We start from the raw sequence: 25,126 nt of genomic DNA on the forward strand, positions 1-25,126 counted from the left end.
GGGTCAGCAGCGCTCGAGAACGGTGGCTACGCCCATGCCGCCACCGATGCAGAGGGTCACCACGGCGCGGCGCAGGTCACGGCGCTCCAACTCGTCCAACGCGGTGCCCACCAGCATCGCTCCGGTCGCGCCGAGTGGATGACCGAGGGCGATCGCGCCGCCGTTGACGTTCACCCGGTCCGGGTCGAGGCCCAAGTCGCGGACGTACTTCAGCACCACCGCGGCGAACGCCTCGTTGATCTCGAACAGGTCGATGTCGTCGAGGCTCAACCCGGCGGCGGCGAGCGCCTTGTGGGTGGCCGGGATCGGGCCGGTCAGCATCAACGTCGGGTCGGCCCCGGTGACCGCCGCGCCGACGATCCGGGCGCGCGGGGTGAGGCCGAGATCCCGGCCGACCTCCGCCGAGCCGATCAGCACGAGCGCTGCGCCGTCGACGATGCCGGACGAGTTGCCGGCGTGGTGGACGTGGTCGATCGCCTCCAACCAGTGGAACTTCTGCAACGCGACCGCGTCGAAGCCGGCCGCCTCGCCCATCGCGGCGAAGGACGGGGTGAGCGTGGCCAGCCCCTCCCGCGTGGTGTCCGGGCGGAGGTGCTCGTCCACGGTGAGGATGTCCAGCCCGTTGCCGTCGCGTACCGGCACGACGGAGCGGGTGAAGTGCCCGCCGGCCCACGCCTTCGCGGCCCGTTCCTGCGACCGCAGCGCGTAGCCGTCCACGTCGTCGCGGGTGAAGCCCTCCAGGGTGGCGATCAGGTCGGCGCTGATGCCCTGCGGCACGAACGAGGTCGCCAGTGCGGTCTGCGGGTCGGTGGCCCAGGCCGCGCCGTCCGAGCCCATCGGCACCCGGGACATCGACTCCACCCCACCGGCGAGCAGCAGGTGCTCCCAGCCGGAGCGGATCCGCGCGGCGGCGGAGTTGACCGCCTCCAGCCCGGAGGCGCAGAACCGGTTGAGCTGCACCCCGCCCACGTGGTCGGGCAGCCCGGCCACCAGCGCGGCGGCCCGGGCCAGATCACCGCCCTGCTCGCCGACCGGGGTGACGATGCCGAGCAGCAGGTCCTCCAGCCGACCCACGTCCAGGCCGGGATTGCGTTCCCGCAGCGCGTCGATCAGCCCGACCACCAGGGAGATCGGCTTGACCCCGTGCAGCGCGCCGGTGTTCCGGCCGCGTCCGCGCGGGGTGCGAACCGCGTCGAAGACGTACGCCTCAGAGGGCACGGGCGATCAACTCCTTCATGATCTCGTTGGTGCCGCCGTAGATCTTCTGGACGCGGGCGTCGGCGTACATCCGGGCGATCGGGTATTCCGTCGTGTAGCCGTAGCCGCCGAAGAGCTGAAGGCACCGGTCGATGACCTCGCACTGCCCGTCGGTGAGCCAGGACTTCGCCATCGCCGCGGTCGCCACGTCCAGGTCGCCGCGGCTGTGCCGGACGATGCAGTCGTCCAGGAAGACCCGGCTGACCCGGGTACGCGTGGCGCACTCGGCGAGCACCATCCGGGTGTTCTGGTGGCCCATCAGGGTCTTGCCGAAGGCGGTGCGCTCCTTGGCGTACGCGACGGTCAGCGCGACGGCCCGTTCCATGGCCGCGACCGCGCCGACGCCGATCACCAGCCGTTCCTGCGGGAGCTGCTGCATGAGCTGGATGAAGCCCAGCCCTTCGGCGCCGCCGAGCAGGTTGGCCGCCGGTACCCGCAACTCGTCGAAGAACAGCTCTGCGGTGTCGTTGGCGTGCAGCCCGATCTTGGACAACAGTCGGCCACGGCGGAAGCCTTCCGGGTCGCCGCCCACCTCGCAGATCAGCAGGGAGACGCCGGCTGCCCGCTGCTCGGGGTCGGTCTTCACGGCCACGATGATCAGATCGGCCAGGCCGCCGTTGGTGATGAACGTCTTCGCGCCGGTGACGAGGTAGTCGTCTCCGTCGCGGACCGCCCGGGTCCGCATCGCCTGAAGGTCCGAGCCGCCGTCCGGCTCGGTCATCGCGATCGCGCCGACCAGTTCACCGCTGCACAGGCCGGGCAGCCACCGCCGCTTCTGCTCCTCGCTGCCGTACGCCACCAGGTAACCGGTGACGATGCCACTGTGGACAGCCAGCCCGAGGCTGCTCTCCCCGGTGTACGCCTGCTCGTGCAGCAGCACGGCCTCGTGGGTGAACCGGCCACCTCCGCCGCCGTACTCCTCGGGGACGGACAGGCCGAGCAGCCCCAGCTCACCGGCGCGCCGGTAGTGCTCGCGGTCCGGATGCCCCTGCGCCAGCAGGCGGTCGGTGTGCGGCAGCACGTCCTTGGTGAAGAAGGCGCGCGCCAGATCGGCGAGGTCGTCGTGCTCCGGCTCGCGCCAGGGTGAGGGCGAGCCATCGAGCGAGGGCGTTGGCATGTGCACCACCCTCGCGCCCTGTTGGCGGCCTGTCAATAAGTCGTGATCGCCGGCTGGCCCGCGGCCATCGGGGGCGTCCGGGGACGTCAGGCGTGAGGGGTGGCTCAGCGGCGCTGTGGGGTCCTTGTGTGCGCCTGCTCCCTGTAGAGCTGCCTCACAGGTGGGGCGCGACTGAGCGAGGATCGAGGCATGAGAGCCACGCCTCCGGCCCTACTCGACGGAGCCCGGGTCACGATGTTCGCCAGCCTGGCGCCCGGGGTCGCCGTCGGTGCGATCAACGCGCCGCTCTGCTCCGAGGCATCCAACCTGCGCAACCTGGAGGGCCACCTGGTCCGGCGACGTCAGGGCCTGCGGTGATCAAGTGATGAGAAGTAGGTCAGGAACGGCTCTGGCACCTACTTCTCATCACTTGATCGAGGTGGGGCGGTGGTTGACGCTAGGCCTGGCGCGGTGAGTGGTCGATAGGGTCGGGCAGATGAGTGTCGAGACGGCTCCGCGCCGCCGCCGTTTGGAGCCGGACGCCCGGCGTGGGCAGATCCTGGCCTGCGCGGTCCGGCTGTTCGGTGAGCGCCCGTACGCGGACGTGTCGACCACCGACGTCGCCCGCGAGGCAGGTGTCGCTCGCGGCCTGGTCAATCACTACTTCGGTGCGAAGAAGGACCTCTACCTGGAGGTCGTCCGGGTCATGGTGACCATCCCCGAGGTTGCACTGGAGCGGCTGCCCAAGGGTGATCTCCGGACCCGGGTCGACGCCAGCGTCACCTGGTTCCTCGACGTGGTTTCCCGGCACAGCACCTCGTGGCTGGCGGCGGTCACCGCCCGGGGGATGGGCGGTGACGCCGACGTGGAGCGGGTGCTCGCCGAGGCCGAGGAGGTCGCCGCGGACCGCATGCTGGTCGCCGTCGGGCTGGCCGGCGAGGCGGAGCACCGCGAGGAGTTGCGCGGGATGGTCCGCGCGTACGGGGGTCTGGCCACCTCGACCGCCCGCGAATGGCTCCAGCGTGGGGCGCTGACCCGCGCCCAGGTGCACCTGCTGCTCACCACGACCCTGCTGACCATCGTCGAACAGGTCATCCCGCAGGTCCTCGACGTGGACGGTTCGGCCCGACCAGCGCAGCCGGCCGAGCCTCCGGCGTAGCGGCTGAGCCTCCGGCGTAGGGCGCAGCCGGCAGCCCGGACCCGCACCCCGGTCCCCGGGTCGGGCCGCTCTGGTGAAGTGGCAGGACGGCTCACCTCCACCTGGTGGTCCTCGGCGTGCCCGGCCTGTTGAGTGTCGCAGGCCACGGGCGCGATGGCGACCCTGAAATAGGCATAGCGGTTATGGTTATTTCAGCGGTCGGCGGGTACCCACCCGCCACAGGCGGGCGATCCACCACCGAGGAGGAGACATGACCAGTTCTGACCTTTCCTACGAGGTCTTCGTCTCGGACGGTCCCGTGCGGGCGGGTGACCAGCGGATGCCGGACGGGTCACGGATCCACTGGAACCCGACAGCGTCCACGCTGATCTTCGGGGCCGAGGAGGCGCTCCTCGTGGACCCGCCGTTCACCCACGAGCAGATCTCGAAGGTGGGTGACTGGATCGCCCAGTCGGGCAGGCGGCTGACGTACATCTACGCCACCCACGGGCACGGCGACCACTGGTTCGGTGCCGCTGAGCTGGTCAAGCGCTTCCCCGGCGCGGTCACCTACGCGACGCCCGGCACCATCGAGGTCATGCACCAGCAGGCCACCGTCGGGCGGAGCGAGTTGTTCGACAAGGTCTTCCCCGGCCTCATCCCGGAATCGCCGGTCATCGCCGTGCCCGTGCCGGCCGAAGGCTTCCTGCTTGAGGGCAACCTCATCCAGGCGGTGGAGACCGGACACACCGACACCGATCAGACGACCGTGCTGCACGTGCCATCGATCGGCCTCGTGGTGGCCGGCGACGTCGTCTACAACGGGGTCCACCAGTACATCGTGGAGACGGTCGACGGTGGCCTGCGGGACTGGCTCAAGGCCCTGGACCGCGTCGAAGCCCTCGCGCCCCGCGCAGTCGTCGCCGGCCACAAGAATCGGGACCGCTCCGACGACCCGGCCTGCATCGACCAGACCCGGAAGTACCTGCTGAACGTGGAGCGGCTGCTGGCCGAGAAGTCGACCGCCCGCGAGTTCTACGACGAGATGGTGCGGCTCTACCCAGACTGGGTGAACCCGGGCCCGGCCTGGTACGGCGCACTCGCCCTACTCGGAAAGTGACCTGCTGATGCCCCCGGTCCCCGATCGCACGACAGAGCCTGACCAAACGACAGAGCCTGACCAAACGACAGAGCCTGACCGCACGACAGCTGGGGTCTCCGGGCCGTGGATCGCCACCGCGAGGTACGGCATCGACCCGGCTCCCGGCGGCCTCGGACTCGTCCAGGATCTGCTCAACACGATCTCGGCCGGCGTGCCACGGCAGCCGGACCTCCTCGACGAGCTGACCAGCGCTACGACGTGGGCGAACGATGCGTCCTCCCGATGGTCCACGGCCACCGGGAGGCCGGCACCCGAGGTCACGCTCGACGCTGCGGGGCTGCGGGCACTGCGGAGCTTTCGCGACGAGCTGTGGGAGGAGATCGATACCCGACTTCGCGGTACGCCGGAAGTCGAGCACGCCGGCCCCGGGGCGCCGGACCGCGCTCCGACCGGACCGCGTACCGCCGGTGCCTCGCTTCGGCTCGATCGGAGCGGGTCCGTGCAGCTCGACCCCGCTGGCGCCGGGGCCGATCTGCTGATCTCGCTCGTCCTCGCGGCGCTGTTCGAGGCGCAACTCGGCGACGTCCGGCGGCGGCTCAAGACCTGCCGCAACCCGCGCTGCCGGGTGGCGTTCTACGACCGCTCGAACAACAACAGCGGAGCCTGGCACTCCGTACGCGTCTGCGGGAACCCGAGCAACCTGCGTGCCCACCGGGCGCGCCAGCGGCAGGTGGACTGAACCGGGCTGGTGGCGCGAGTCGCAGTGCCACCGGAGCGTTGCTGCCCCCGACGTTCAGGCTGCGCCGCGTTCAGGCGGCGCGGCGTTCACCGGCACGGAGTTCACCGGTCCGGCCAATGCGCGCTGCCGGGGTGGCGTTGCGGTCGGCGGCCTGTGCCGGGTACGACTCGGGGCGAACCACCCGCAGCGGCCGGTCCGCCTCGTCGGCGCGGAACCGCCAGTGTGACGGTGCCGGCTGCCGCTGCGGCGCGGGCCCGCCGGGGCGCAGGCCGGGCCGGGACAGCAGCACGGTGATCAGGTAGCCGACCACCAGGAAGCCGTGGCTGATCAGCCGCTCCCCGCCCACCGATCCGGTGGCCAAGTCGTTGACCGAGAGCAGCAGCAACGTGCCGACGAACGCGCTGAGCATCGGCAGCAGCCCGGCCGGCGGGCTGCGGCGTACCGCCACGAAGAGGAAACCGGCGCCAACCGCCACGTTCCAGGCGGCCGACTCATGCCAGAGGTGTTGGCCGGTGGGGTGCAGGTGATCAGCGGTCGCGCCCCGGCCGACCTGGGCCAGGCCGAGCACCAACTGCACCGCGCCGAGCAGCCCGAGCGCCGCGCGCAGCCCGGCGACCAGACGGCCGCGCCCGGCGATGCGCCGCCACCACGACCGGCGGGCCGGCTCCGCCGTGACGGCGGCCAGGATCGCCGCGGTCCGGTCGGGCACATCGACCACCAATCGGGTACGAACCCGACGGGTCACCGCGGTCGCTGCCGTGAACCAGGCCCGGCACTCGGCACACCCGTCGAGGTGCCCCTGCGCCGCCGTCAGTTCGGCGACGGTCTCCTCCCCGTCCAACTGCGCGGACAGGATCTCCCGCCACTGCTCACACCCCATGTACCGGTAGTCGCTCCAGCGGGCGCTCCGGTTCCCGGCGACCGGGGCCCGTTGTGGAATACTCGCCGGATCATGACGCGTTACGGCCTGCTGATCCTGCCCGCCACCAACCGGGTGTACGCCCGCTCCGCCGTCGACCTCACCCGGGCCGAGCTGGAGATCTTCGGCCGTTCGGCGCTCGACGGCCGGATCGGCGAGCTGGACACCGAGGTCGTCGGTGGGGCCTCCTACGTCACGTTCAGCGGCGACGGGCTGACCGAGCGGGACCTGAGCGTGCTCGGCAACCTCTCCGCGGGGTACGCGCTGTTCGAGATCGTCGGTGAGCTGCTGCGGCCGATCGAGTGGAGTCGGCTGGACCGCTACGACGACGACCTGCTCACCATCCAGAAGTACCCGGGCAAGACCAACGAGCAGTTCACCAAGCTGCTGCTCAACGTCACCCTGCTCGCCTCGGACTGGGCCGCTGAGCTGACCAGCCGGCGGTTCCGGGTGCTCGACCCGCTCTGCGGTCGGGGCACCACCCTCAACCAGGCTCTGATGTACGGGTTCGACGCCGCCGGGATCGAGCGCGACCAGAAGGACGTCGAGGCGTACCGGGCGTTCATCACCACCTGGCTGAAGCAGAAGCGGGTCAAGCACCGGGTGCTGGAGTCGGGGCCGGTGCGGCGGGAGCGCAAGGTGGTCGGCCGGCGGGTGCGGATCGAGTTGGCGCCCACCCGCGAGGAGCACAAGGCCGGCCAGGTGCAGTTGCTGGACGTGGTCAACGCCGACACCACCCGCTCTGCGGAGTTCTTCCGCCCGGAGACCGTCGACCTGGTGGTCGCTGACGCGCCGTACGGCGTGCAGCACGGCAGCCGTACCGTCGAGCACGGGCTGACCCGCGACCCGCTGGCGCTGCTCGCGGACGCCGCGCCGGTCTGGGCGCGGCTGCTGCGCCCGGGCGGTGCGCTCGGCATCTCCTGGAACACCCACGTGGCCAGCCGTGACGACGCGGCGGCGGCGCTGGCCGACGCCGGTCTGACCGTCGTCGACGAGGAGCCCTACCGGGCGCTGCGGCACCGGGTGGACCAGTCGATCATGCGCGACGTGCTCGTGGCCCGCCGCCCGGCCTGATCGGCTCCCCGCACCTCACACAGGCACCATCTGCCTCACCGCACCGCTGCGCCACCGGGGCGTCCGGTGTCCTTTCCGCGCGCCTTTCCACGCCGATCTCCTGCGGGCTTGTGCCGCATTTCACCTGATCAGTGGTCGGGTGTGAAAACCACGTCAAGAAAAGGTGCGCCTCCGTCATGGTCGCGTTATGACCCCTGTCGTCCGGCAGGTGGTGGGGCTTTGATTGCCCGGCGCGACCGGAAGGCGGTCGCGACGAACCTTTCCGGTATGAGGAGTCAGCGTGTCTGACGTGGTGTTCGTGGTCCTGACGGTGGTGCTGTTCGCAGTGCTCGCCCTGGTGGTCCGGGCGGTGGAGAAGCTGTGAACGCGGTCAATGCCGTCGGTCTGGTGCTCGCAATCGTCCTGGGCGCGTTCCTGGTGTTCGCCCTGTTGTTTCCGGAGCGCTTCTGATGACCATGACAACAGCGGGCGTCATCTTCGTGCTGGCGCTGGTGGCCGCCCTGGTCGCCGTATACAAGCCGTTCGGCGACTACATGTTCCGGGCGGTCTCCGGAACGAAGCAGTCGAGGGTCGAGCGGGGGATCTTCCGACTGGTCGGGGTCAACCCGGCCGCCGAGCAGACCTGGGGCGTGTACGCCCGCAGCGTGCTGGCGTTCTCGGCGGTCTCACTCCTGTTCCTGTACCTGTTCCAGCGGGTGCAGAACCACCTGTGGTTGTCCCTGGGCTTCGACCCGGTGGTGCCGCACGGCGCGTGGAACACCGCCGTCTCGTTCGTGACCAACACCAACTGGCAGTCGTACTCGGGTGAGTCGACGATGGGTCACCTGGTGCAGATGGCCGGCCTGGCCGTGCAGAACTTCGTGTCCGCGGCGGTCGGTATCGCGGTGGCGGTGGCCCTGGTGCGCGGCTTCGCCCGTAGCCGCACCGGGCAGCTCGGCAACTTCTGGGTCGACCTGACCCGGATCGTGCTGCGGATCCTGCTGCCGATTGCCGTGCTCGGTGCCATCGCGCTGATGATCGGCGGAGCGGTGCAGAACCTCTCCGCCGGCACCGACGTCAGCACCCTGACCGGCGGCACCCAGACCATCACCGGTGGTCCGGTCGCCAGCCAGGAAGTGATCAAGGAGCTGGGCACCAACGGTGGCGGCTTCTACAACGTCAACAGCGCGCACCCGTTCGAGAACCCCACAAGCTGGACGAACTGGCTGGAGATCTTCCTGATCCTGCTGATCCCGTTCAGCCTGCCCCGGGTCTTCGGCCGGATGGTCGGGCAGAACCGGCAGGGCTACGCCATCGCCGCGGTGATGGGCATCCTCGCGATCGCCAGCGTCGCCATCACCAACGTCTTCGAGTTGGCCGGCCACGGCACGGTGCCGCAGGCGGTCGGCGCGGCCATGGAGGGCAAGGAGGTGCGGTTCGACGTGTCCAACTCGGCCACCTTCGCCGCCGCCACCACGTTGACCTCGACCGGTGCGGTGGACTCGTTCCACGACTCGTACACCTCGCTCGGCGGCATGATGACGATGGTCAACATGATGCTCGGCGAGGTGGCGCCGGGCGGTACCGGTTCCGGCTTGTACGGCCTGCTCATCCTCGCGGTGATCACGGTCTTCGTGGCTGGCCTGATGGTGGGCCGCACCCCCGAGTACCTGGGCAAGAAGATCGGTGCGCGGGAGATCAAGTTCGCTTCGCTCTACTTCCTGATCATGCCGATCCTGGTGCTGGTCGGTACGGCGGCCGCGTTCGCCACCGGCAACAACTCCACCGCGCTCAACGTCGGCCCACACGGGCTCTCCGAGGTGCTGTACGCGTTCACCTCGGCCAGCAACAACAACGGCTCCGCCTTCGGCGGCATCACGGTCAACACCACCTGGTGGGACACCGCGCTCGGGTTGTGCATGCTGCTGGGCCGGTTCCTGCCGATCATCTTCGTGCTCGCGTTGGCCGGCTCGCTGGCCCGCCAGGCACCCACCCCCGCGTCCGAGGGCACCCTGCCGACCCACCGACCGCTGTTCATCGGCATGGTCGTCGGCGTCACGGTGGTCCTCGTCGCACTGACCTTCCTGCCCGCGCTCGCGCTCGGCCCGCTGGCAGAAGGGCTCTGACCATCATGAGGAACGAGGACATGTCCGTCACGTCCGCCCCAACAGAGCAACTCCCCGGCACGCCCGCCACTCAGGGCAACCGGGTCGGCGGTGGCCTGCTCGACCCCAAGCAGCTGATCCGCTCCCTGCCGGACGCGGTGCGCAAGCTCAACCCGACCACCCTGTGGCGCAACCCGGTGATGCTGCTCGTGGAGGTCGGTGCGGCCTTCACGACCGTCCTGGCGGTGGCCGACCCGTCGGTGTTCACCTGGGCGATCACCGTCTGGCTCTGGCTGACCGTGGTCTTCGCCAACCTGGCCGAGGCGGTCGCCGAAGGTCGGGGCAAGGCCCAGGCCGCGACACTGCGGCAGGCGAAGAAGGACACCATCGCCACCCGGCTGATCGACTGGAAGCCCGGCGCGAAGGCCAACGCCTACCGGGATGAGGCGGTGCCCGCGCCGGAGCTGCGGCAGGGCGACTTCGTGCTGGTCGAGGCGGGCGGGATCATTCCCGGTGACGGCGACATCGTCGAGGGCATCGCCAGCGTCGACGAGTCCGCCATCACCGGCGAGTCGGCCCCGGTCATCCGGGAGTCCGGCGGTGACCGCAGCGCGGTCACCGGTGGCACCAAGGTGCTCTCCGACCAGATCGTCGTGCAGATCACCCAGAAGCCGGGGGAGAGCTTCATCGATCGGATGATCGCCCTGGTCGAGGGTGCCAATCGGCAGAAGACGCCGAACGAGATCGCGCTGAACATCCTGCTCGCCGCGCTCACGATCATCTTCCTGCTGGCCGTGGTCACCCTTCAGCCCCTGGCCATCTTCTCCAAGGCGTACCAGGCGGCCGCGCCGGACACCGGCGCGATCACCGACTCCGGTGTCACCGGGGTGGTGCTGATCTCGCTGCTGGTCTGCCTGATCCCCACCACCATCGGCGCGCTGCTCTCCGCCATCGGCATCGCCGGCATGGACCGGCTGGTGCAGCGCAACGTCCTGGCCATGAGCGGCCGGGCCGTCGAGGCGGCTGGCGACGTCAACACCCTGCTGCTGGACAAGACCGGCACCATCACGCTGGGCAACCGGCAGGCCGCCGAGTTCGTACCTGTCGAAGGGGTCACCGCCGCGACCGTGGCCGACGCCGCGCAACTGTCCAGCCTGGCCGACGAGACCCCGGAGGGGCGCTCGGTGGTCGTCCTGGCGAAGAACGAGTTCGGGCTGCGCGAGCGCGAGCCCGGCGTGATGCCGCACGCGACCTTCGTACCGTTCACCGCCCAGACCCGGATGAGCGGCGTCGACCTGACCCCGGACGCCAGCGTGGACGCCGGGGCCGCCGGAACGGGGCGTCGGGTCCGCAAGGGCGCCGCCGCCGCGGTGATGAAGTGGGTCCGCGAGAACGGCGGGCATCCGACCGAGCAGGTCGGCGAGATCGTGGACGGGATCAGCAGCACCGGCGGCACTCCACTGGTCGTCGCCGAGCACGTCGACGGTGAGCCCGCCCGCGCCCTGGGCGTCATCCACCTGAAGGACGTCGTCAAGTCGGGCATGCGGGAGCGGTTCGACGAGATGCGCCGGATGGGCATCCGGACCGTGATGATCACCGGTGACAACCCGCGTACCGCGAAGGCGATCGCCGACGAGGCCGGGGTGGACGACTTCCTGGCCGAGGCGACGCCGGAGGACAAGCTCGCGCTGATCAAGCGGGAGCAGGAGGGCGGCCGGCTGGTTGCGATGACCGGTGACGGCACCAACGACGCGCCGGCGCTCGCCCAAGCCGACGTCGGGGTGGCGATGAACACCGGTACGTCGGCCGCCAAGGAGGCCGGCAACATGGTCGACCTCGACTCCGACCCGACGAAGCTGATCGAGATCGTGGAGATCGGCAAGCAGTTGCTGATCACCCGCGGTGCCCTGACCACGTTCAGCATCGCCAACGACATCGCGAAGTACTTCGCGATCATCCCGGCCATGTTCGTCGGCCTCTACCCGAGCCTGAACGCGCTGAACATCATGCGGCTGTCCAGCCCGGAGTCGGCGATCCTGTCCGCGGTCATCTTCAACGCCCTGGTGATCATCGCGCTGATCCCGCTCGCCCTGCGGGGTGTGCGGTACCGGCCGGCCGCCGCGTCGAAGCTGCTCAGCCGCAACCTGCTGGTGTACGGACTGGGCGGCATCATCGTGCCGTTCATCGGTATCAAGATCATCGACCTGCTCATCCAGTTCATTCCGGGGATTTCGTGATGCGCCTACCCAACTGGCTCTCCCAACACCTCGCCGCCCTGCGCGCTGTGCTCGTCTTCACCGTGCTGCTCGGCCTGGTCTACCCGCTGGCCCTGGTAGCGGTCGGTCAGCTGCCCGGCCTCAACCACAAGACCGACGGCTCGCTCATCTCCTCCGGCGGAACGACGGTCGGCAGCGCGCTGATCGGCCAGTCCTTCACCGACGCGGACGGCAACCCCGTCGCCCGCTACTTCCAGTCCCGCCCCTCCGCCGCCGGCGACGGCTACGACCCGACCGCCACCTCGGCCAGCAACCTGGGCCCGGAGAGCGTGGTCGACACCATCGCCACCGACCCGGAGGAGTCCAGCGAGAGCCTGCTCACCCAGGTGTGCGGGCGCAGCAAGTCCGTCGGCGAGCTCAACGGCGTCGACGGCCGGCGCCCGTTCTGCACCGACGACGGGGTGGGCGCCGTGCTCGCGGTCTTCCGCGCCGACGGTCTGACCGGCCCGGTCACCCGGGTGGTCAGCGTCAACCAGGTCGCCCCGGCCACCCCGTTCGTCACCTCGTACGAGGGGGTTGCGGTGGAGTTGGCCAAGCCTGGCGAGGACTACGTGGCAGCCGGCGGGGTGGTCACCCCGATCCGCGGCGACGCGCCCGCCGACCCGGCAGTGCCCGCCGACGCGGTCACCGCCAGCGCCAGCGGACTCGACCCGCAGATCAGCCCGGCGTACGCCGAGCTGCAGGTGAACCGGGTCGCGCGGGAGCGCGGCGCGGACCCGGCGGCGGTCCGCAAGCTGGTCAAGGAACACACCGGCGGCCGAGCGCTCGGCTTCATGGGCGAGCCGGGCGTCAACGTGCTGGAGCTCAACATCGCGCTCGACAAGCAGTTCGCGGCACGCTGAGCGCATTCCGGGCGGGGCCGTGCCATCCGGGCACGGCCCCGCTCGCCGATCCTGACCAGGGAGGATAGTCCCCGTGCCACGCGGAGAACTGCGCATCTATCTCGGGGCCGCCCCCGGCGTCGGTAAGACGTACGCCATGTTGGAGGAGGCCCAGCGGCGTGCCGCCCGCGGCACCGACGTGGTGATCGGCTTCGTGGAGACCCACGGCCGCCAGCACACCGCCGCGATGCTCGGCGACATCGAGCAGGTGCCCCGCCGCACGATGGACTACCGCGGCGCCGAGTTCACCGAGATGGACCTGGACGCGGTGCTGGCCCGCCGGCCCGAGGTCGCGGTGGTCGACGAGTTGGCGCACAGCAACGTGCCCGGTTCCCGGCACGACAAGCGTTGGCAGGACGTCCAGGAGTTGCTCGACGCGGGGATCGACGTCCTGTCCACGGTCAACGTGCAGCACCTGGAGTCGGTCAACGACGTCGTCGCCCAGATCACCGGCACCACCCAGCGGGAGACCGTGCCGGACGAGATCGTCCGCGCCGCCGAGCAGGTCGAGCTGGTCGACATGACCCCCGAGGCGCTGCGTCGGCGGATGGCGCACGGCAACATCTACCGACCCGACAAGATCGACGCCGCGTTGGGCAACTACTTCCGGGTCGGCAACCTCACCGCGCTGCGTGAGCTCGCGCTGCTCTGGCTGGCCGACAAGGTCGACGAGCAGCTCGACCGCTACCGCAGCCAGCAGGGCATCGCCGCCACCTGGGAGGCCCGGGAACGGGTCGTGGTCGCGTTGACCGGTGGCCCGGAGGGCGAGACGCTGATCCGCCGGGCGGCTCGGGTCGCGGCCCGCAGCAAGGGCGCCGACCTGCTCGCCGTGCACGTGGCGCGCAGCGACGGCCTGGCCGGCGCCGACCCAGCCCAACTGGCCCGCCAGCGGGTGCTGGTGGAGAGCCTCGGTGGCACGTACCACCAGGTGCTCGGCACCGACGTGCCGGCCGCGCTGTTGGACTTCGCCCAGGGTGTGAACGCGACCCAACTGGTGCTCGGCGCCAGCCGGCGAGGCCGCTTCGCGCAACTCTTCGCCCGGGGCGTCGGGGTGACCACCACCGCGCTCTCCGGGTCGATCGACGTGCACCTGGTCACCCACAAGCAGGCCGGCAAGGGTCGTCGGGCAGCAGCCGTCCCGGCGGCGCTGTCCCGGCGTCGTCGGCTGCTCGGCTTCGCACTGGCCGTGCTGGGCATGCCGCTGCTCACCCTGCTGCTGAAGACGCTGCCCGACCTGACGCTGACCAACGACATCCTGCTGTTCCTCGCCGGGGTCGTCGGGGTCGCACTGGTCGGCGGGGTGTGGCCGGCCCTGGTCGCCGCACTCGGCGGCAGCCTGCTGCTCAACTGGTTCTTCACCCCGCCCTTCCGCACGCTGACCATCGCCGAGGCGGACAATCTGCTCGCCCTGGCTGTCTTCGTCGGTGTGGCGTTGGCGGTGAGCTGGGTCGTCGACGTGGCCGCCCGGCGTACCCGGGAGGCCGCCCGCGCCGCCGCCGACGCGCAGACCCTCGCCGCCGTCGCCGGTGGCGTGCTGCGCGGCGAACGCCCACTGCCCGCACTACTCGAACAGCTCCGGGAGACCTTCGGGCTGCGCGCGGTGAGCGTGCTGGAGTTGGCCGAAGACGCCAGCGGGCGCCCGGAGAGAGCCCGCGAGGAACACGCCTGGTGTGTCGTGGCCAGCGTCGGCGACCAGCCACCCTGCACCCCGGAAAGCGGTGAGACGGCGGTACCGGTCGACGACCGGATCACCGTCGTCCTCTGCGGCCGACGGTTGGAGGCCGCCGACCGGCGCATCGTCGAGGCGTTCGCCGCCCAGGCCGCCGTCGCGCTGCGCCAGGAGCGACTCGCCGAGGAGGCCGCCACCGCTCGGCCCCTCGCCGCGGCGGACCGGATGCGCACCGCGCTGCTCGCCGCGGTCAGCCACGACCTGCGTACGCCGCTGGCGTCCGCGAAGGCGGCCGTGACCAGCCTGCGCAGCCACGACATCGAGTTCGACGAGCACGATCGCGAGGAGTTGCTGGAGACCGCCGAGGAGTCGCTGGACCGCCTCGCCCGGCTGGTCGCCAACCTCCTGGACATGAGCCGACTCCAGGCCGGCGTCCTCGGCATCACGGAAACCGCGATCGGCCTGGAGGACGCCGTACCCCTGGCGTTGGACGAACTTGGCCCGGCGGCCGCGAGCGTCGGCACGGACATCCCGGCCGATCTGCCAGCCGCCACCGCCGACCCGGGCCTGCTGGAACGGGTGCTGGTCAACATCATCGCCAACGCGCTGCGCTACAGCCCGCCCGACCAGCCCCCGACGATCACCGCCAGCGCGCACGCGGGTCAGGTCGAGCTACGGGTGATCGACCGAGGGCCGGGCATCCCGGAGGACCAGTGGGAGCACGTCTTCCTACCGTTCCAACGCCTCGGCGACCGGGACAACCAGACAGGTGTCGGTCTCGGCCTTGCCCTGTCCCGGGGGTTGGCCGAGGCGATGGGTGGCAGCATCACCCCCGAGACCACCCCCGGCGGTGGGCTCACCATGGTGCTGCGGCTGCCAGCCGCGCAGACCACCTCCGAGGAGCCGCAGGAATGACGCGCATCCTGGTCGTCGACGACGAACCGCAGATCCTGCGCGCCCTGCGGATCAACCTGCGCGCCCGCCGGTACGACGTGGACATCGCCGGAACCGGTGCCGCCGCGTTGAAGGCCGCCGCCAGTCACCCACCCGACCTGGTGGTGCTGGATCTCGGCCTGCCCGACATCGACGGGGTGGAGGTGATCCGGGGCCTGCGCGGCTGGACCGGCGTGCCGATCATCGTGCTCTCCGGCCGGGCCGGCAGCGAGGACAAGGTCGCGGCGCTCGACGCCGGTGCGGACGACTACGTCACCAAGCCGTTCGGGGTGGAGGAGCTGCTGGCCCGCATCCGTGCCGTCACCCGTCGTCTCGGTGGGCCCAGCGAGGCGGTGCCGGCGTTGCGGATCGGCCAGCACACCGTCGACCTGGCCGACCACAGCGTGCTGCGGGACGACGGCACGGAGGTCAAACTGACCCCCACCCAGTGGAGCGTGCTGGAGAAGCTGCTGCGTCACCCCGGCAAGCTGGTCAGCCAGCGTCAGCTTCTGCAGGACGTGTGGGGTCCGGAATACCAGAACGAGACCAACTACCTACGGCAGTACCTGGCCCAGCTGCGGCGCAAGTTGGAGGACGACCCGGCCCGGCCCCGTCACCTCATCACCGAGCCGGGCATGGGCTACCGCTACCGGCCGTGAGCGAGGACCGCTCCGGTGCCGATCGGGACCGGGCGTGCCGTAGGCCGCGGGTCGACGGGCGCGGCCGGAACCCGGGCCGGCACGGTCGCCGACGCTCGGCCGCGTTCACGCGGCGCGCGCTCCCCGGGTCAGTTGCCGGGGAACCGCACGCCCACCAGCCCTTCGGAGACGGTCCAGAGGCGGGCGGCGTCATCCGTGTTGCGCGCCGAACGGTAGACGGCCAGCTCGGTCGGTCTGCCGGTGAACTGCCCCAACCCGTCCGGGCCGTAGAACCGGCCACCCTGCGCCTGTGGACTGGTGGCCGCGTAGAGGGCGGGGAGCAGCCCGGCATCCACCGAGTGCACCAGGACGCCCCAGCGGGCCAGCCGGCTCAGCACGGCATGGTGCGGGGAGGGGCGGCTGCGGCCGAGGTTGGGACCGGACGCGTAGAGGTTCGTCATGGTGGTGCCCGGGTGGGCGACGTTGCTGACGATGCCCCAGCCGGCGGCTCGACTGCGCCTGTCGAGTTCCAGCCCGAAGTGCAGGGTGGCCAGCTTGGAGGCGTTGTACGCGCGGATCGCCGCGTACCGGCGGGTGCTCTGCAGGTCGTCCCAGTCGAGCCGGCCGGAACGGGCGGCGCTGCTCGACATGGTGGTGACCCGGGCCCGGCCGGCCCGCAGCAGCGGCAGCAGCCGTCCGTTCAGCGCGAAGTGGCCGAGGTGGTTGGTGCCGAGTTGGAGCTCGAAGCCCTCGGCGGTGGCGTTTCGGGTCGGGGGCGTCATCACACCCGCGTTGTTGATCAAGAGGTGGATCGGTCGGCCCTCGCCGAGCAGCGTGTCGGCCAGCGCGGCCACCGAGTCCAGCGAGGCGAGGTCCAACTCCCGCGTCGAGACGACGGCACCCGGTGCGGCGGCCCGGACGGCCTCCAGCGCGGCGGCGCCCTTGGCCGGGTTGCGGACCGGCAGCACCACCTCGGCGCCGGCTCGCGCCAGCCGCGTGGCCAGGCCGAGGCCCAGGCCGTCGCTACCGCCAGTCACCACGGCGAGCTTTCCAGTCAGGTCCGGAACGGTCAGGTCGAGCACAACTTCCCCCAGGTCGACGGTGTCCTTCATCGGTCACGGCCAGCCTGCGTCGACCGGCGACCAGCACCCAGGGCGGTCTTGTCCAGGGATCGGCGGTCCCTGGCTCGGGTGTCGAAGACGTCCGTCCGCACAGCGAGTAGCGTTCTTGACGATCAACAACTGGCGTACGAGGAGGCTCGGTGCAGACGACGACGGTGGACATTCCCACGGATGACGGGGTCGCGGACGCGTCCCTCACCCGGCCCGAGGGCAACGGCCCGTTCCCGGCGGTGCTGCTCTTCATGGATGCCTTCGGGCCGCGCCCGCGCCTGGTCGACATGGCGGAGCGGATCGCCGCCCGGGGCTACCTGGTGCTGACCCCTCACCTGTTCTACCGGGCCGGCCGGGCACCGCTGTTCGACCTGTCCCGGCTCGGTGAGCCGGACCAGCGCGGCGCGCTCTTCGAGAAGATCATGCCCCTGATCGGCGCGTTGACCCCCGAGGTGATCAGCCGGGACACTGGCGCGTACCTCGACTTCCTGGCCGCCCGGGACGACGTCCGGCCGGGCCCGGTCGCGATCACCGGCTACTGCATGGGCGGCACGAACGCGCTGCGGGCCATCGAGGCGTACCCGGACCGCATCGCCGCGGTCGCCAGCTTCCACGGCGGGCGCATCGTCACCGACGCGCCGGACAGCCCGCACCTGGGCGTCGACTCGATCACCGGCGAGGTGTACTTCGGGCACGCCGACCAGGACCAGTCGATGACGCCCGAGCAGATCGCCACGCTGGAGAAGGCGCTCGACGCCGCCGGCGTGCGATACCGCTCCGAGGTGTACGAGGGCGCCCACCACGGCTTCACCATGGCCGACACCCCGATGTACCACGAGCAGGCCACCGAGCGGCACTGGGTCGCCCTGTTCGACCTGCTGGACCGCACCCTGCCGACGACCTGACGTCGAGGGCCGCTGCTGCGGCGCCGTGGTCAGCGGCGCAGCAGCACCGGGCCGGCGTCGATGCGGGTGCGGAACAGCGCGTACGGCCGGCGCCGCAGGTCCTGGCCACGCTGGTACTGCGGCTGCCGGTGCAGTTGGTTGGCGGTGACGTAGAGGTACCCGTCAACGGCGATCGACATGGTGTCCGGCCAGAGCAGCCGCGGGTCGTGGACGAGGGTCTCGTACTCGCCGTCCGGCAGCCGGCGCAACACCGCGTTGTGCTCGTACGAGGTGAGGTAGAGCCGCCCCGCGTCGTCGGACTCCAAACCGTCCGAGGCGGTGCCCCTGTCGCCCTCGTCGACGACGGTCGCCTCGACCGCCTCCTGGGTGACGCCCGGGTCGGCCAGCGCCTCGGTGGAGACGCTGTACCAACGCCGGGACGCCAGCGGACAGTAGTAGAGCCGGTTGCCGTCGGCCGAGATGGCGATGCCGTCGGAGCCCATGCTCACCGGCTTCGGCGGCCCGTCCGCCGGCCGTTCGAGGAACGGCCGACCCTCGACCACCGGGCGGAACGACGTCAGTGGCTGCGCCTTCGTCGACGGGTGGTCGTGCAGCCGCCGCCAGGAGGCGCCACTGGCCAGGTCCACGACGATGATCCCGTTCGGCCCGGAGTCCGCCGAGTCGGTGATGTACGCGACCCCCGCCTCACCCCGCCGCAGGTCGAAGCGGACGTCGTTGAGGTACGTCGTCGGCAGCGCCACGTCCGTCGGGAAGGTGATCACCTGGGCGACCGTGTTGGTGTCCAGGTCGACCCGGACCAGTTTCGGGCCGCCCGGCTTCGTCGGCTGGAACATCGGGCTGCCGGTGTCCAGCACCCAGAGCCGGTCGGCCGGGTCCACGACGATGCTCTGCACCGACACGAACGCGCCCGCGTCGTCGTCGCCGGACGGGTCGTTCCACGCCTGGTCGGGGTAGGGCACCTCCCGGCCGTCACGTAACTCGACGACGGTGGCCGGCACCTCGTCGCCCCACTTCGGGAAGTTGACGAAGATCCGGCCCTGGTGCGAGACGCTCACCCCGGTCGGCATCGGGCCGGTGAAGGTGTGCACCAGCTCCAGCTCGCCGAGCGGCTCGTCGCCGACCGGCCCGTTCACGACGCCCGCTCCACGGTGTCCATCGTCCCGCCCCCTGTCCGGTCGGCCCGTTGCCGCGCTCCGGTGCGGTTATTCCCGCCCTGGCGTCCGGTATGCCTCCGGTCAGCCGGCGGCGGTGGCGTGTGCGGCGGGCAGGCCGGGGACCTCGACGTCCACCGCGAGCAGCGCGCCGTCCACCGGGCCCGCCGCGGACAACCCCACGCGGGCGGTGCCGATGAAGAGTCGACGCAGGTCGGGGCCGCCCAGGCAGATGCCGGCGGGCTGCTTCGCCGGCAGCCGGATCTCCCGTTCCAGCGTGCCGTCCGGCCGGTAGCGGCGTACCGCCGCGCCGCCCCACAGCGCGATCCAGAGGTGGCCAGCCGCGTCGACAGTCATCCCGTCCGGGCCGCCGTCGGCGGGGGACAGCCGCAGGAACGGCTCCCGCCCGTGCAGGTCACCGGTGCCCGGGTCGACGGTGAACCGGTCGATCTCGCCGCGCGGGGTGTCGGCCAGGTACATGGTGGTGCCGGCGGCGTCGAACGCCGGCCCGTTCGGAATGGTCAGCCCGGTCACCGCGGGCACCGGTGCCGCACCCGGTGCCAGCCGGTACAGCGTGCCCCCACCGGGCACCGCGGCGTACGTCATGCTGCCGGCCCAGAAGCGGCCGTGCGGGTCGGCGACCGCGTCGTTCATCCGAGTCGGCTCGGGCGCGTCGGCGACCAGGTCGGCGACCGGTCGGGGGTCCCCGGTGGCGGGCAGCAGGGCGACGCCGGTCCCGGCGGCGGCCAGCCAGTCGCCGGGACGGTCGGCCACCGGGGCGACCGCGCCGAGCGGCACGTCGAGGCGGCGCAGCTCCCGCAGCGGGCCCGGCGCCTCGCCGTCGGTCTCCAACAGTCGCCCGGCCAGCAGGTCGACGAGGACCAGCCGGTCGTCGACCCAGCGCAGCCCTTCGCCCAGCTCCAACCGGTCGGTGCTCCAGACGGTCGGTTCGGTCAGCTCCATCTCGCTCCTCCAACAGATCTCCGGCGGCGATCGGTGGCCGCACCGGTCAGCGACGGTCGGCGGCCGTGCCGCCGCATTGGTCAGCGGACGGTACCGCCGGGTCCGTGGTCGAGCAGCGTCAGCTCGGCCCGGTCGGGCAGGCCCTCCCAGTCGCCCCTGGTGGCGACCGCGAACGCGCCGGTGGTGACGGCCCGGTCCAGCCGGGCCGGTGCGTCGGCGCCGTCGAGCCAGGCGGAGAGCAGCCCGGCCACGAAGGCGTCGCCCGCGCCGACGGTGTCCACCACCGGCACCGTCCGGGCTGGACGGTGGACCGTGCCGGTGGCGCTGTGGCTGGTCGCCCCACCCGCGCCGTGCTTGACCACGACCTCGGTCACACCCGCCGAGAGTAGCGCCGCGGCCGGGTCGGTCGCGTCGGTCAGCACGGCCAACTCGTCGTCGGAGGCGATCACCAGGTCGATCGAGGGCAGCAGCGGGCGCAGCGCGACGGCGGCCTCGGAGACCGACCAGAGCCGGTTGCGGTGGTTGACGTCCAGGCAGACCGTGCTGCCGGCCGCACGGGCGCGCCGCACGGCCTCCACCACCGCCTGGTACGGCTCGACGCCGAGGGCGCAGGTGATGCCTGTGACGTGCAACAGCCGGGGCGGCGGCCCGGGTGCGTCGAAGGCAGCGGTCACGTCGGCCGGGCGCAGCCGGGAGCCGGCCGAGCCGGCGCGGTGGTAGGTGACCCGGTTGATGTCGGCGACGCGGTTCTCGAAGAGGATCAGCCCGGTGGGCGCGGTCGGGTCGACCCGGGACCAGGTCAGGTCGACACCCTCCGCGCGCAGCGTCCGGCGGATCAGCTCGCCGGGCTCGTCGGCGCCGGTGACCCCGACCCAGGCGGCCCGGTGGTCGAGCCGGGCCAGCCCGATCGCCACCGTCGACTCGGACCCGGCGACCGAGATCCCGGCGATGCCGCCCAGCCGCAGCGGGCCGGTGGTGCGGAAGGCCGCCATCGTCTCGCCGAGCGTGAGCAGGTCGGTCACTGCCGGACCGCCGTGAGGAAGGCCGCGGCGCGCTCACGCAGCGCCGCCGGGTCACCGCCGCGGACGGCGTCGCCCAGCAGCGGGGAGCCGACGCCGACGGCCACCGCTCCCCGGTCGAGGTAACGCCGGGCGCCGTCCGCGTCGACCCCACCGACCGGCACGAACGCGGTGCCGGGGAACGGGTCGCGCAGCGCGCCGAGGTAGTCGGGCCCACCGAGGGAGGCCGGGAAGAGCTTGACCGCGGTGGCCCCGTCGCTGTTGGCCTGCACCACCTCGGTCGGGGTGAGCGCGCCGGCGAGCACCGGCAGCCCGAGTCGACCGGCCTCGGCGAGGCTCGGTGCGAGCGCCGGGGTGACCAGGAAGCCGGCGCCCGCGTCGGCTGCGGCGCGGGCATCGTCGGCGCTGAGCACGGTGCCCGCGCCCAGGGCGTAGTCAGGCCCGAGGGCGGCTCGGGCGCGTCGGATGACGCCGAGCGCGTCGGCGCTGGTCAGCGAGACCTCGACCAGCGCCACGCCGCTCTCGGCCAGGGTGAGCACGGCGGTCAGCGCGGCGGCCGGGTCCGGTCCGCGCACGATGGCCAGCAGTCGATGGGTACGCAGCTCGTCGAGCAGGTTCATCACGGATGTCCTCAGTGGATGCGGTGGGCGGAGATGGTAAGTCGCCAGGCGACCTCACCGGTGGGCGGAACGACCGCCGCGTCGGCTGGGCCGGCGTCGGCCAGGTCGAAGGCGGCACCGAGCATCGGTTCGACGCCGACGCTGCGGTAGGGGCGGTCGGTCGGCCAGCCACCCAGGTTGCGCCAGAGTGCCGTGCTGCGAGGCTGATCAGCGCACTCCAGCTCCAGGGTCAGCCGGTCGACGCCGTCGATCACCTGGACCCGGGGGCAGTCGAGCAGCACCGCGCCGAGCGCGGTCCCGTCGTCCGGGCCGAGGGTGTCCAGGGTCAGCCCGGCGGGGGCCGGCCACGGCCCGGTCAGCCAGGGTGCACCGGCGGGCCAGCTACCCGGCGGCAGGAGCGCCGCGGCTTCCGGGTGCAGCCGGGTCTGGACGCCGGTGGGCGCGTCGAGGCGGGCCGACGGGGAGAGGTCGAGCAGAGCGTGCGCGGCCCAGACGAACCGGTGCCCGGGGTCGGCGGCCAGCCGGTAGTCGGCCACCACCACGCCGTCGGAGTCGCTGATCCGGCGGGTCAGGACGAACGTCGGGCGTTGCACGACCACGGTGCCAGGGCCGACGGCGCGCCACGGCCGCGACCACACCTCGCCGTGGTCGGGCCGACCGCGCACGGTGGGCAGGCACTCCTCCAACCCGCCGGCGTCGATGAACGCATCGTCGGGGCGTACCTCGTGCCGGCCGGGCTCAGGGCCGCGCCAGAGCCACTCCCGGCCGCCGCCGTGCAGGCTGGTCCACCGACCGCCGTGCTCCGCGTCGTACGCCGCGCGCAGCGGCACCGGCTTCGCGCCGGTCACCATTCCGCGAACGACCCGTCGGCGTGCTGCCAGATCGGGTTGCGCCAGGCATGCGGGGTCTGCGCGGCCTTCCGAACCGCCGCCTCGTCCACGGTGATGCCCAGGCCGGGCCGGTCGAGGCGGGCCATGTGCCCGTCGACGAACCGGAACGGCTCCGGGTCGACCAGGTAGTCCAGCAGTTCGGACCCGGCGTTGTAGTGGATGCCGATGCTCTGTTCCTGGATCAGGAAGTTCGGCGTCGCGAAGGCCACCTGGAGGCTGGCCGCCAGCGAGATCGGGCCGAGCGGGCAGTGCGGGGCGAGCAGCGCTCCGTACGTCTCGGCCAGCGCCGCGATCCGGCGGACCTCGGAGATCCCACCGGCGTGCGACAGGTCCGGCTGCACCACGGCGACGCCGGCCTGCAACGGGCCGAGGAACTCGGAGCGACCGTAGAGCCGCTCGCCGGTGGCCACCGGGATCGGCGTGCTGGCGACGATGTCGCGCAGGTGGTGAGCCTGGTCGGGTAGGAGCGGCTCTTCCACGAAGAACGGTCGCAGCGGAACCAGTTCGGGCAGGATCCGGCGTACCGCGGCCAGGCCGGCCCGACCGTGGAAGTCCAGTGCGATGTCCCGGTCGGGGCCGAGCACCTCCCGGGCGGCGGCCACCCGGCTGACGACCTCGTCCACCTCGGCGGAGGTGGGGATGGGGGAGAGCCGCCCGCAGGCGTTCATCTTGACGCCGGTGAGACCGGCGGCGACCTGCGCGGCGGCGGCGTCGGCCACCTCGTCGGGCTCGTCCCCGCCGATCCAGGAGTAGACCCGTACGCGGTCGCGCACCGGCCCGCCGAGTAGCGCGTGCACCGGCGCTCCGTACGCCTGCCCGGCGATGTCCCAGAGCGCCTGGTCGAGGCCCGCCACGGCGCTGGAGAGGATCGGGCCGCCCCGGTAGAAGCCGCCCTTGGTGAGCACCTGCCAGTGCTGTTCGATGCGAAGTGGATCCGCACCGATCAGGTATTCGGAGAGCACCTCGACGGCACTGCGCACCACTTCGGCGCGCCCCTCCACCACCGGTTCACCCCACCCGACCAGCCCGTCGTCGGTCTCCACCCGGCAGAACAACCACCGTGGTGCGACGAGGAAGGTCTCGATCCGCTCGATCTTCACTGACTGCCCCTCTGTCCCCGTACCTTCGCGACGTCCCGGACGGCCTTGTCCAGCAACTCACGCATGGCGGTCTCGGCCGCTGTCTCGTTCCGCTCGCGCAGCGCGTCGACGACGGCACGGTGGCTGGGCACCGGGTCGTCGTGCGCGGCGCCGCCGTGCACCAGCCGGTCCCGTTCGGCGAGCCCGGTCTCCATCACGACCTCCATCCGCTCCAACAACTCGTTGTGGGTGGCGGTGAGCAGCGCGCGGTGGAAGGCGAGGTCGGCGGCGACGGCGGCGGCGGGATCACCGACGGCCTCGGCCATCTCGGCCAGTGCCCCGTCGAGCGCGGCCACGTCGTCCTCGGTCGCACGGGTGGCGGCCAGGCGTGCGGCGGCCGGCTCGATGATGGCGCGTACCTCGTGCAGTTGGTCGAGCAGCCGCTGGTCGGTGCCCTCGGCGAACTGCCAGCGGATCACGTCACCGTCGAGCAGGTTCCAATCGGCGCGGGGTCGGACGAAGGTGCCGCGTTTCTGCCGGGCGTCGACGATGCCCTTGGCCGAGAGGACCTTCAGCGCCTCGCGTAGCGCCGTCAGGCTGACGTCGAACTCCTCCTGCAACGCGGCGATGTTCAGGGTCGCGCCGGCGGCGATCTCACCGGTGAGGATGCGACGGGCGATCGCCTCGACGGTCTGCCCGTGGATGCCGCGGCGTGCGTACTGTGCCAATGTTCCTGGCCTTTTCGCTGGTCGGTATCGATCTCTCAGGCCGAGGCTTTCACCGCTGTCCAACCGCCGTCCACCACGAGGCTCGCGCCGGTGATGTAGGCGGCGTCCGATGAGGCGAGGAAGGCGACCGTCGAGGCCACTTCGTCCGGTGTGCCGAAGCGCTTCGCGACAGTCTCCGCGACGCTGCGTTCCCGGTCCTCTTCGGACACGTCTGCCCAGGCGCCGGTGAGGATGGGCCCGGGCAGCACGGTGTTGACGCGCACCTGGGGGCCGTACTCCACGGCGAGTTGGCGGCCGAGCGCGACCAGGCCGCCCTTGGCGGCAGCGTACGCGGGCCGGCCGGGCAACCCGACCAGCGCGTGCACCGAGGAGATCAGCACGACCGCGCCCGAGCGGGCCCGCAGGTCGTCCAGGCAGGCGCGGACGCCGAGGAACGAGCCGGTGAGGCTGACGCCGAGCTGGTGGTCCCAGGACTGCCGGCTGGTCTCGTGGGCCGGGGCGACCTGCACGGCGTACGCGTTGCTGACCAGGATGTCGATCGGGCCGAGGCTGGCGCGGACGGTCGACACCGCACTCGCCCAGTCACTCTCTTCGCTGACATCGCCCATTACGGACAGTGCTCGTCCGCCACGGGCGGTCAGTTCGTCGGCCAGCGGGGTCGGGTCGTGCACGTCGAGCAGTGCGACCGCCGCCCCTTCGGCGGCGAGCCGCCGGGCCGTGGCGGCACCGATCCCGCCCATCGCACCGGTGACCAGCGCGTTCCTGCCTTCGAGCCGGCGCATAGGCTGATCCACCTGTCCCCGCCTTGGTCTCGTCTAATCATTAATTACGAAGATATCTTGACAGCCGGCAA

24 protein-coding genes are annotated in these 25,126 nt (G+C 71.7%); 12 read left to right on the forward strand and 12 right to left on the reverse strand.

Annotated features, from left to right (window positions below):
* Positions 1-3 precede the first annotated feature (3 nt).
* Positions 4-1,218, reverse strand: a complete 1,215-nt coding sequence (locus JOD64_RS17175) for an acetyl-CoA C-acetyltransferase (protein WP_204943142.1) — start codon at positions 1,216-1,218, stop codon at positions 4-6.
* A complete protein-coding gene (locus tag JOD64_RS17180; RefSeq protein WP_204943143.1) occupies positions 1,208-2,374 on the reverse strand; it encodes an acyl-CoA dehydrogenase family protein in 1,167 nt (388 codons plus the stop codon). The genes JOD64_RS17175 and JOD64_RS17180 overlap by 11 nt, the downstream gene beginning before the upstream one ends.
* Positions 2,375-2,563: 189 nt before the next feature.
* Between JOD64_RS17180 and JOD64_RS17185 the strand changes: the two genes are divergently transcribed.
* From JOD64_RS17185 to JOD64_RS17200, 4 genes are all read left to right on the forward strand, one after another.
* Complete coding sequence (locus tag JOD64_RS17185) at positions 2,564-2,731, forward strand: hypothetical protein (protein ID WP_204943144.1); 168 nt, start codon at positions 2,564-2,566, stop codon at positions 2,729-2,731.
* A gap of 118 nt (positions 2,732-2,849) precedes the next feature.
* On the forward strand, positions 2,850-3,512 hold the full coding sequence (locus JOD64_RS17190) for a TetR/AcrR family transcriptional regulator (RefSeq protein ID WP_204943145.1): 663 nt from the start codon (positions 2,850-2,852) through the stop codon (positions 3,510-3,512).
* A 250-nt stretch (positions 3,513-3,762) separates the two neighbouring features.
* Positions 3,763-4,611 carry an MBL fold metallo-hydrolase gene (locus JOD64_RS17195; protein WP_204943146.1) on the forward strand — a complete coding sequence of 283 codons (849 nt, stop codon included), beginning with the start codon at positions 3,763-3,765 and terminating at the stop codon, positions 4,609-4,611.
* 193 nt (positions 4,612-4,804) lie between these two features.
* Positions 4,805-5,332, forward strand: coding sequence for a CGNR zinc finger domain-containing protein (locus tag JOD64_RS17200; RefSeq protein WP_307813453.1), 528 nt, complete (start codon positions 4,805-4,807; stop codon positions 5,330-5,332).
* Positions 5,333-5,402: 70 nt separating this feature from the next.
* Here the strand turns inward: JOD64_RS17200 and JOD64_RS17205 are convergent, their stop codons facing one another.
* Positions 5,403-6,212, reverse strand: a complete 810-nt coding sequence (locus tag JOD64_RS17205; RefSeq protein WP_204943148.1) for a zf-HC2 domain-containing protein — start codon at positions 6,210-6,212, stop codon at positions 5,403-5,405.
* 72 nt (positions 6,213-6,284) lie between these two features.
* Between JOD64_RS17205 and JOD64_RS17210 the strand changes: the two genes are divergently transcribed.
* The 7 genes from JOD64_RS17210 to JOD64_RS17240 all read left to right on the forward strand — a co-directional run bounded on the left by JOD64_RS17210 (position 6,285) and on the right by JOD64_RS17240 (position 15,827).
* Positions 6,285-7,325 carry a TRM11 family SAM-dependent methyltransferase gene (locus JOD64_RS17210; RefSeq protein WP_204943149.1) on the forward strand — a complete coding sequence of 347 codons (1,041 nt, stop codon included), beginning with the start codon at positions 6,285-6,287 and terminating at the stop codon, positions 7,323-7,325.
* 360 nt (positions 7,326-7,685) lie between these two features.
* Positions 7,686-7,775 carry a K(+)-transporting ATPase subunit F gene (gene kdpF, locus JOD64_RS17215; RefSeq protein WP_036390805.1) on the forward strand — a complete coding sequence of 30 codons (90 nt, stop codon included), beginning with the start codon at positions 7,686-7,688 and terminating at the stop codon, positions 7,773-7,775.
* The gene (gene kdpA / locus JOD64_RS17220; RefSeq protein WP_204943150.1) at positions 7,775-9,430 is read left to right on the forward strand and encodes a potassium-transporting ATPase subunit KdpA; all 1,656 of its coding nucleotides are present in this window, start codon (positions 7,775-7,777) and stop codon (positions 9,428-9,430) included. The genes kdpF and kdpA overlap by 1 nt, the downstream gene beginning before the upstream one ends.
* A 20-nt stretch (positions 9,431-9,450) precedes the next feature.
* Positions 9,451-11,646 (forward strand): potassium-transporting ATPase subunit KdpB, encoded by a 2,196-nt coding sequence (gene kdpB, locus JOD64_RS17225; protein WP_204943151.1) that lies wholly within the window; start codon positions 9,451-9,453, stop codon positions 11,644-11,646.
* Complete coding sequence (locus tag JOD64_RS17230; protein ID WP_204943152.1) at positions 11,646-12,527, forward strand: potassium-transporting ATPase subunit C; 882 nt, start codon at positions 11,646-11,648, stop codon at positions 12,525-12,527. Before kdpB ends, JOD64_RS17230 begins: the two co-directional genes overlap by 1 nt.
* A gap of 73 nt (positions 12,528-12,600) precedes the next feature.
* Positions 12,601-15,150 carry a sensor histidine kinase gene (locus tag JOD64_RS17235; protein ID WP_204943153.1) on the forward strand — a complete coding sequence of 850 codons (2,550 nt, stop codon included), beginning with the start codon at positions 12,601-12,603 and terminating at the stop codon, positions 15,148-15,150.
* Positions 15,147-15,827 carry a response regulator gene (locus tag JOD64_RS17240; RefSeq protein ID WP_204943154.1) on the forward strand — a complete coding sequence of 227 codons (681 nt, stop codon included), beginning with the start codon at positions 15,147-15,149 and terminating at the stop codon, positions 15,825-15,827. The genes JOD64_RS17235 and JOD64_RS17240 overlap by 4 nt, the downstream gene beginning before the upstream one ends.
* Positions 15,828-15,955: 128 nt before the next feature.
* Here the strand turns inward: JOD64_RS17240 and JOD64_RS17245 are convergent, their stop codons facing one another.
* A complete protein-coding gene (locus JOD64_RS17245) occupies positions 15,956-16,918 on the reverse strand; it encodes an SDR family oxidoreductase (protein ID WP_204943155.1) in 963 nt (320 codons plus the stop codon).
* Between the two features lie 149 nt (positions 16,919-17,067).
* Here JOD64_RS17245 and JOD64_RS17250 point away from each other — a divergent pair, with 149 nt between their 5' ends.
* Positions 17,068-17,823 (forward strand): dienelactone hydrolase family protein, encoded by a 756-nt coding sequence (locus tag JOD64_RS17250; RefSeq protein WP_204943156.1) that lies wholly within the window; start codon positions 17,068-17,070, stop codon positions 17,821-17,823.
* A gap of 29 nt (positions 17,824-17,852) precedes the next feature.
* On the opposite strand, the gene JOD64_RS17255 is transcribed toward JOD64_RS17250, so the two are convergent.
* The 8 genes from JOD64_RS17255 to JOD64_RS17290 form a co-directional block, all read right to left on the reverse strand.
* Positions 17,853-18,956, reverse strand: a complete 1,104-nt coding sequence (locus tag JOD64_RS17255) for an L-dopachrome tautomerase-related protein (protein ID WP_204943157.1) — start codon at positions 18,954-18,956, stop codon at positions 17,853-17,855.
* Positions 18,957-19,058: 102 nt separating this feature from the next.
* Positions 19,059-19,937 (reverse strand): SMP-30/gluconolactonase/LRE family protein, encoded by an 879-nt coding sequence (locus tag JOD64_RS17260; protein ID WP_204943158.1) that lies wholly within the window; start codon positions 19,935-19,937, stop codon positions 19,059-19,061.
* Between the two features lie 80 nt (positions 19,938-20,017).
* Positions 20,018-20,959, reverse strand: coding sequence for a sugar kinase (locus JOD64_RS17265; RefSeq protein ID WP_204943159.1), 942 nt, complete (start codon positions 20,957-20,959; stop codon positions 20,018-20,020).
* The gene (locus JOD64_RS17270) at positions 20,956-21,576 is read right to left on the reverse strand and encodes a bifunctional 4-hydroxy-2-oxoglutarate aldolase/2-dehydro-3-deoxy-phosphogluconate aldolase (RefSeq protein WP_204943160.1); all 621 of its coding nucleotides are present in this window, start codon (positions 21,574-21,576) and stop codon (positions 20,956-20,958) included. The genes JOD64_RS17265 and JOD64_RS17270 overlap by 4 nt, the downstream gene beginning before the upstream one ends.
* An 11-nt stretch (positions 21,577-21,587) precedes the next feature.
* Positions 21,588-22,427, reverse strand: a complete 840-nt coding sequence (locus JOD64_RS17275; RefSeq protein WP_204943161.1) for a hypothetical protein — start codon at positions 22,425-22,427, stop codon at positions 21,588-21,590.
* A complete protein-coding gene (dgoD, locus tag JOD64_RS17280) occupies positions 22,421-23,566 on the reverse strand; it encodes a galactonate dehydratase (protein ID WP_204943162.1) in 1,146 nt (381 codons plus the stop codon). Before dgoD ends, JOD64_RS17275 begins: the two co-directional genes overlap by 7 nt.
* Positions 23,563-24,273 carry a FadR/GntR family transcriptional regulator gene (locus tag JOD64_RS17285; RefSeq protein ID WP_204943163.1) on the reverse strand — a complete coding sequence of 237 codons (711 nt, stop codon included), beginning with the start codon at positions 24,271-24,273 and terminating at the stop codon, positions 23,563-23,565. The genes dgoD and JOD64_RS17285 overlap by 4 nt, the downstream gene beginning before the upstream one ends.
* 35 nt (positions 24,274-24,308) lie before the next feature.
* Entirely contained in the window at positions 24,309-25,067 is a 759-nt protein-coding gene (locus JOD64_RS17290; RefSeq protein WP_307813455.1) for an SDR family NAD(P)-dependent oxidoreductase, read from the reverse strand.
* Positions 25,068-25,126: the final 59 nt, after the last annotated feature.

Origin of the sequence: Micromonospora luteifusca (genome assembly GCF_016907275.1) — a bacterium.
Classification (GTDB): Bacteria; Actinomycetota; Actinomycetes; order Mycobacteriales; family Micromonosporaceae; genus Micromonospora; species Micromonospora luteifusca.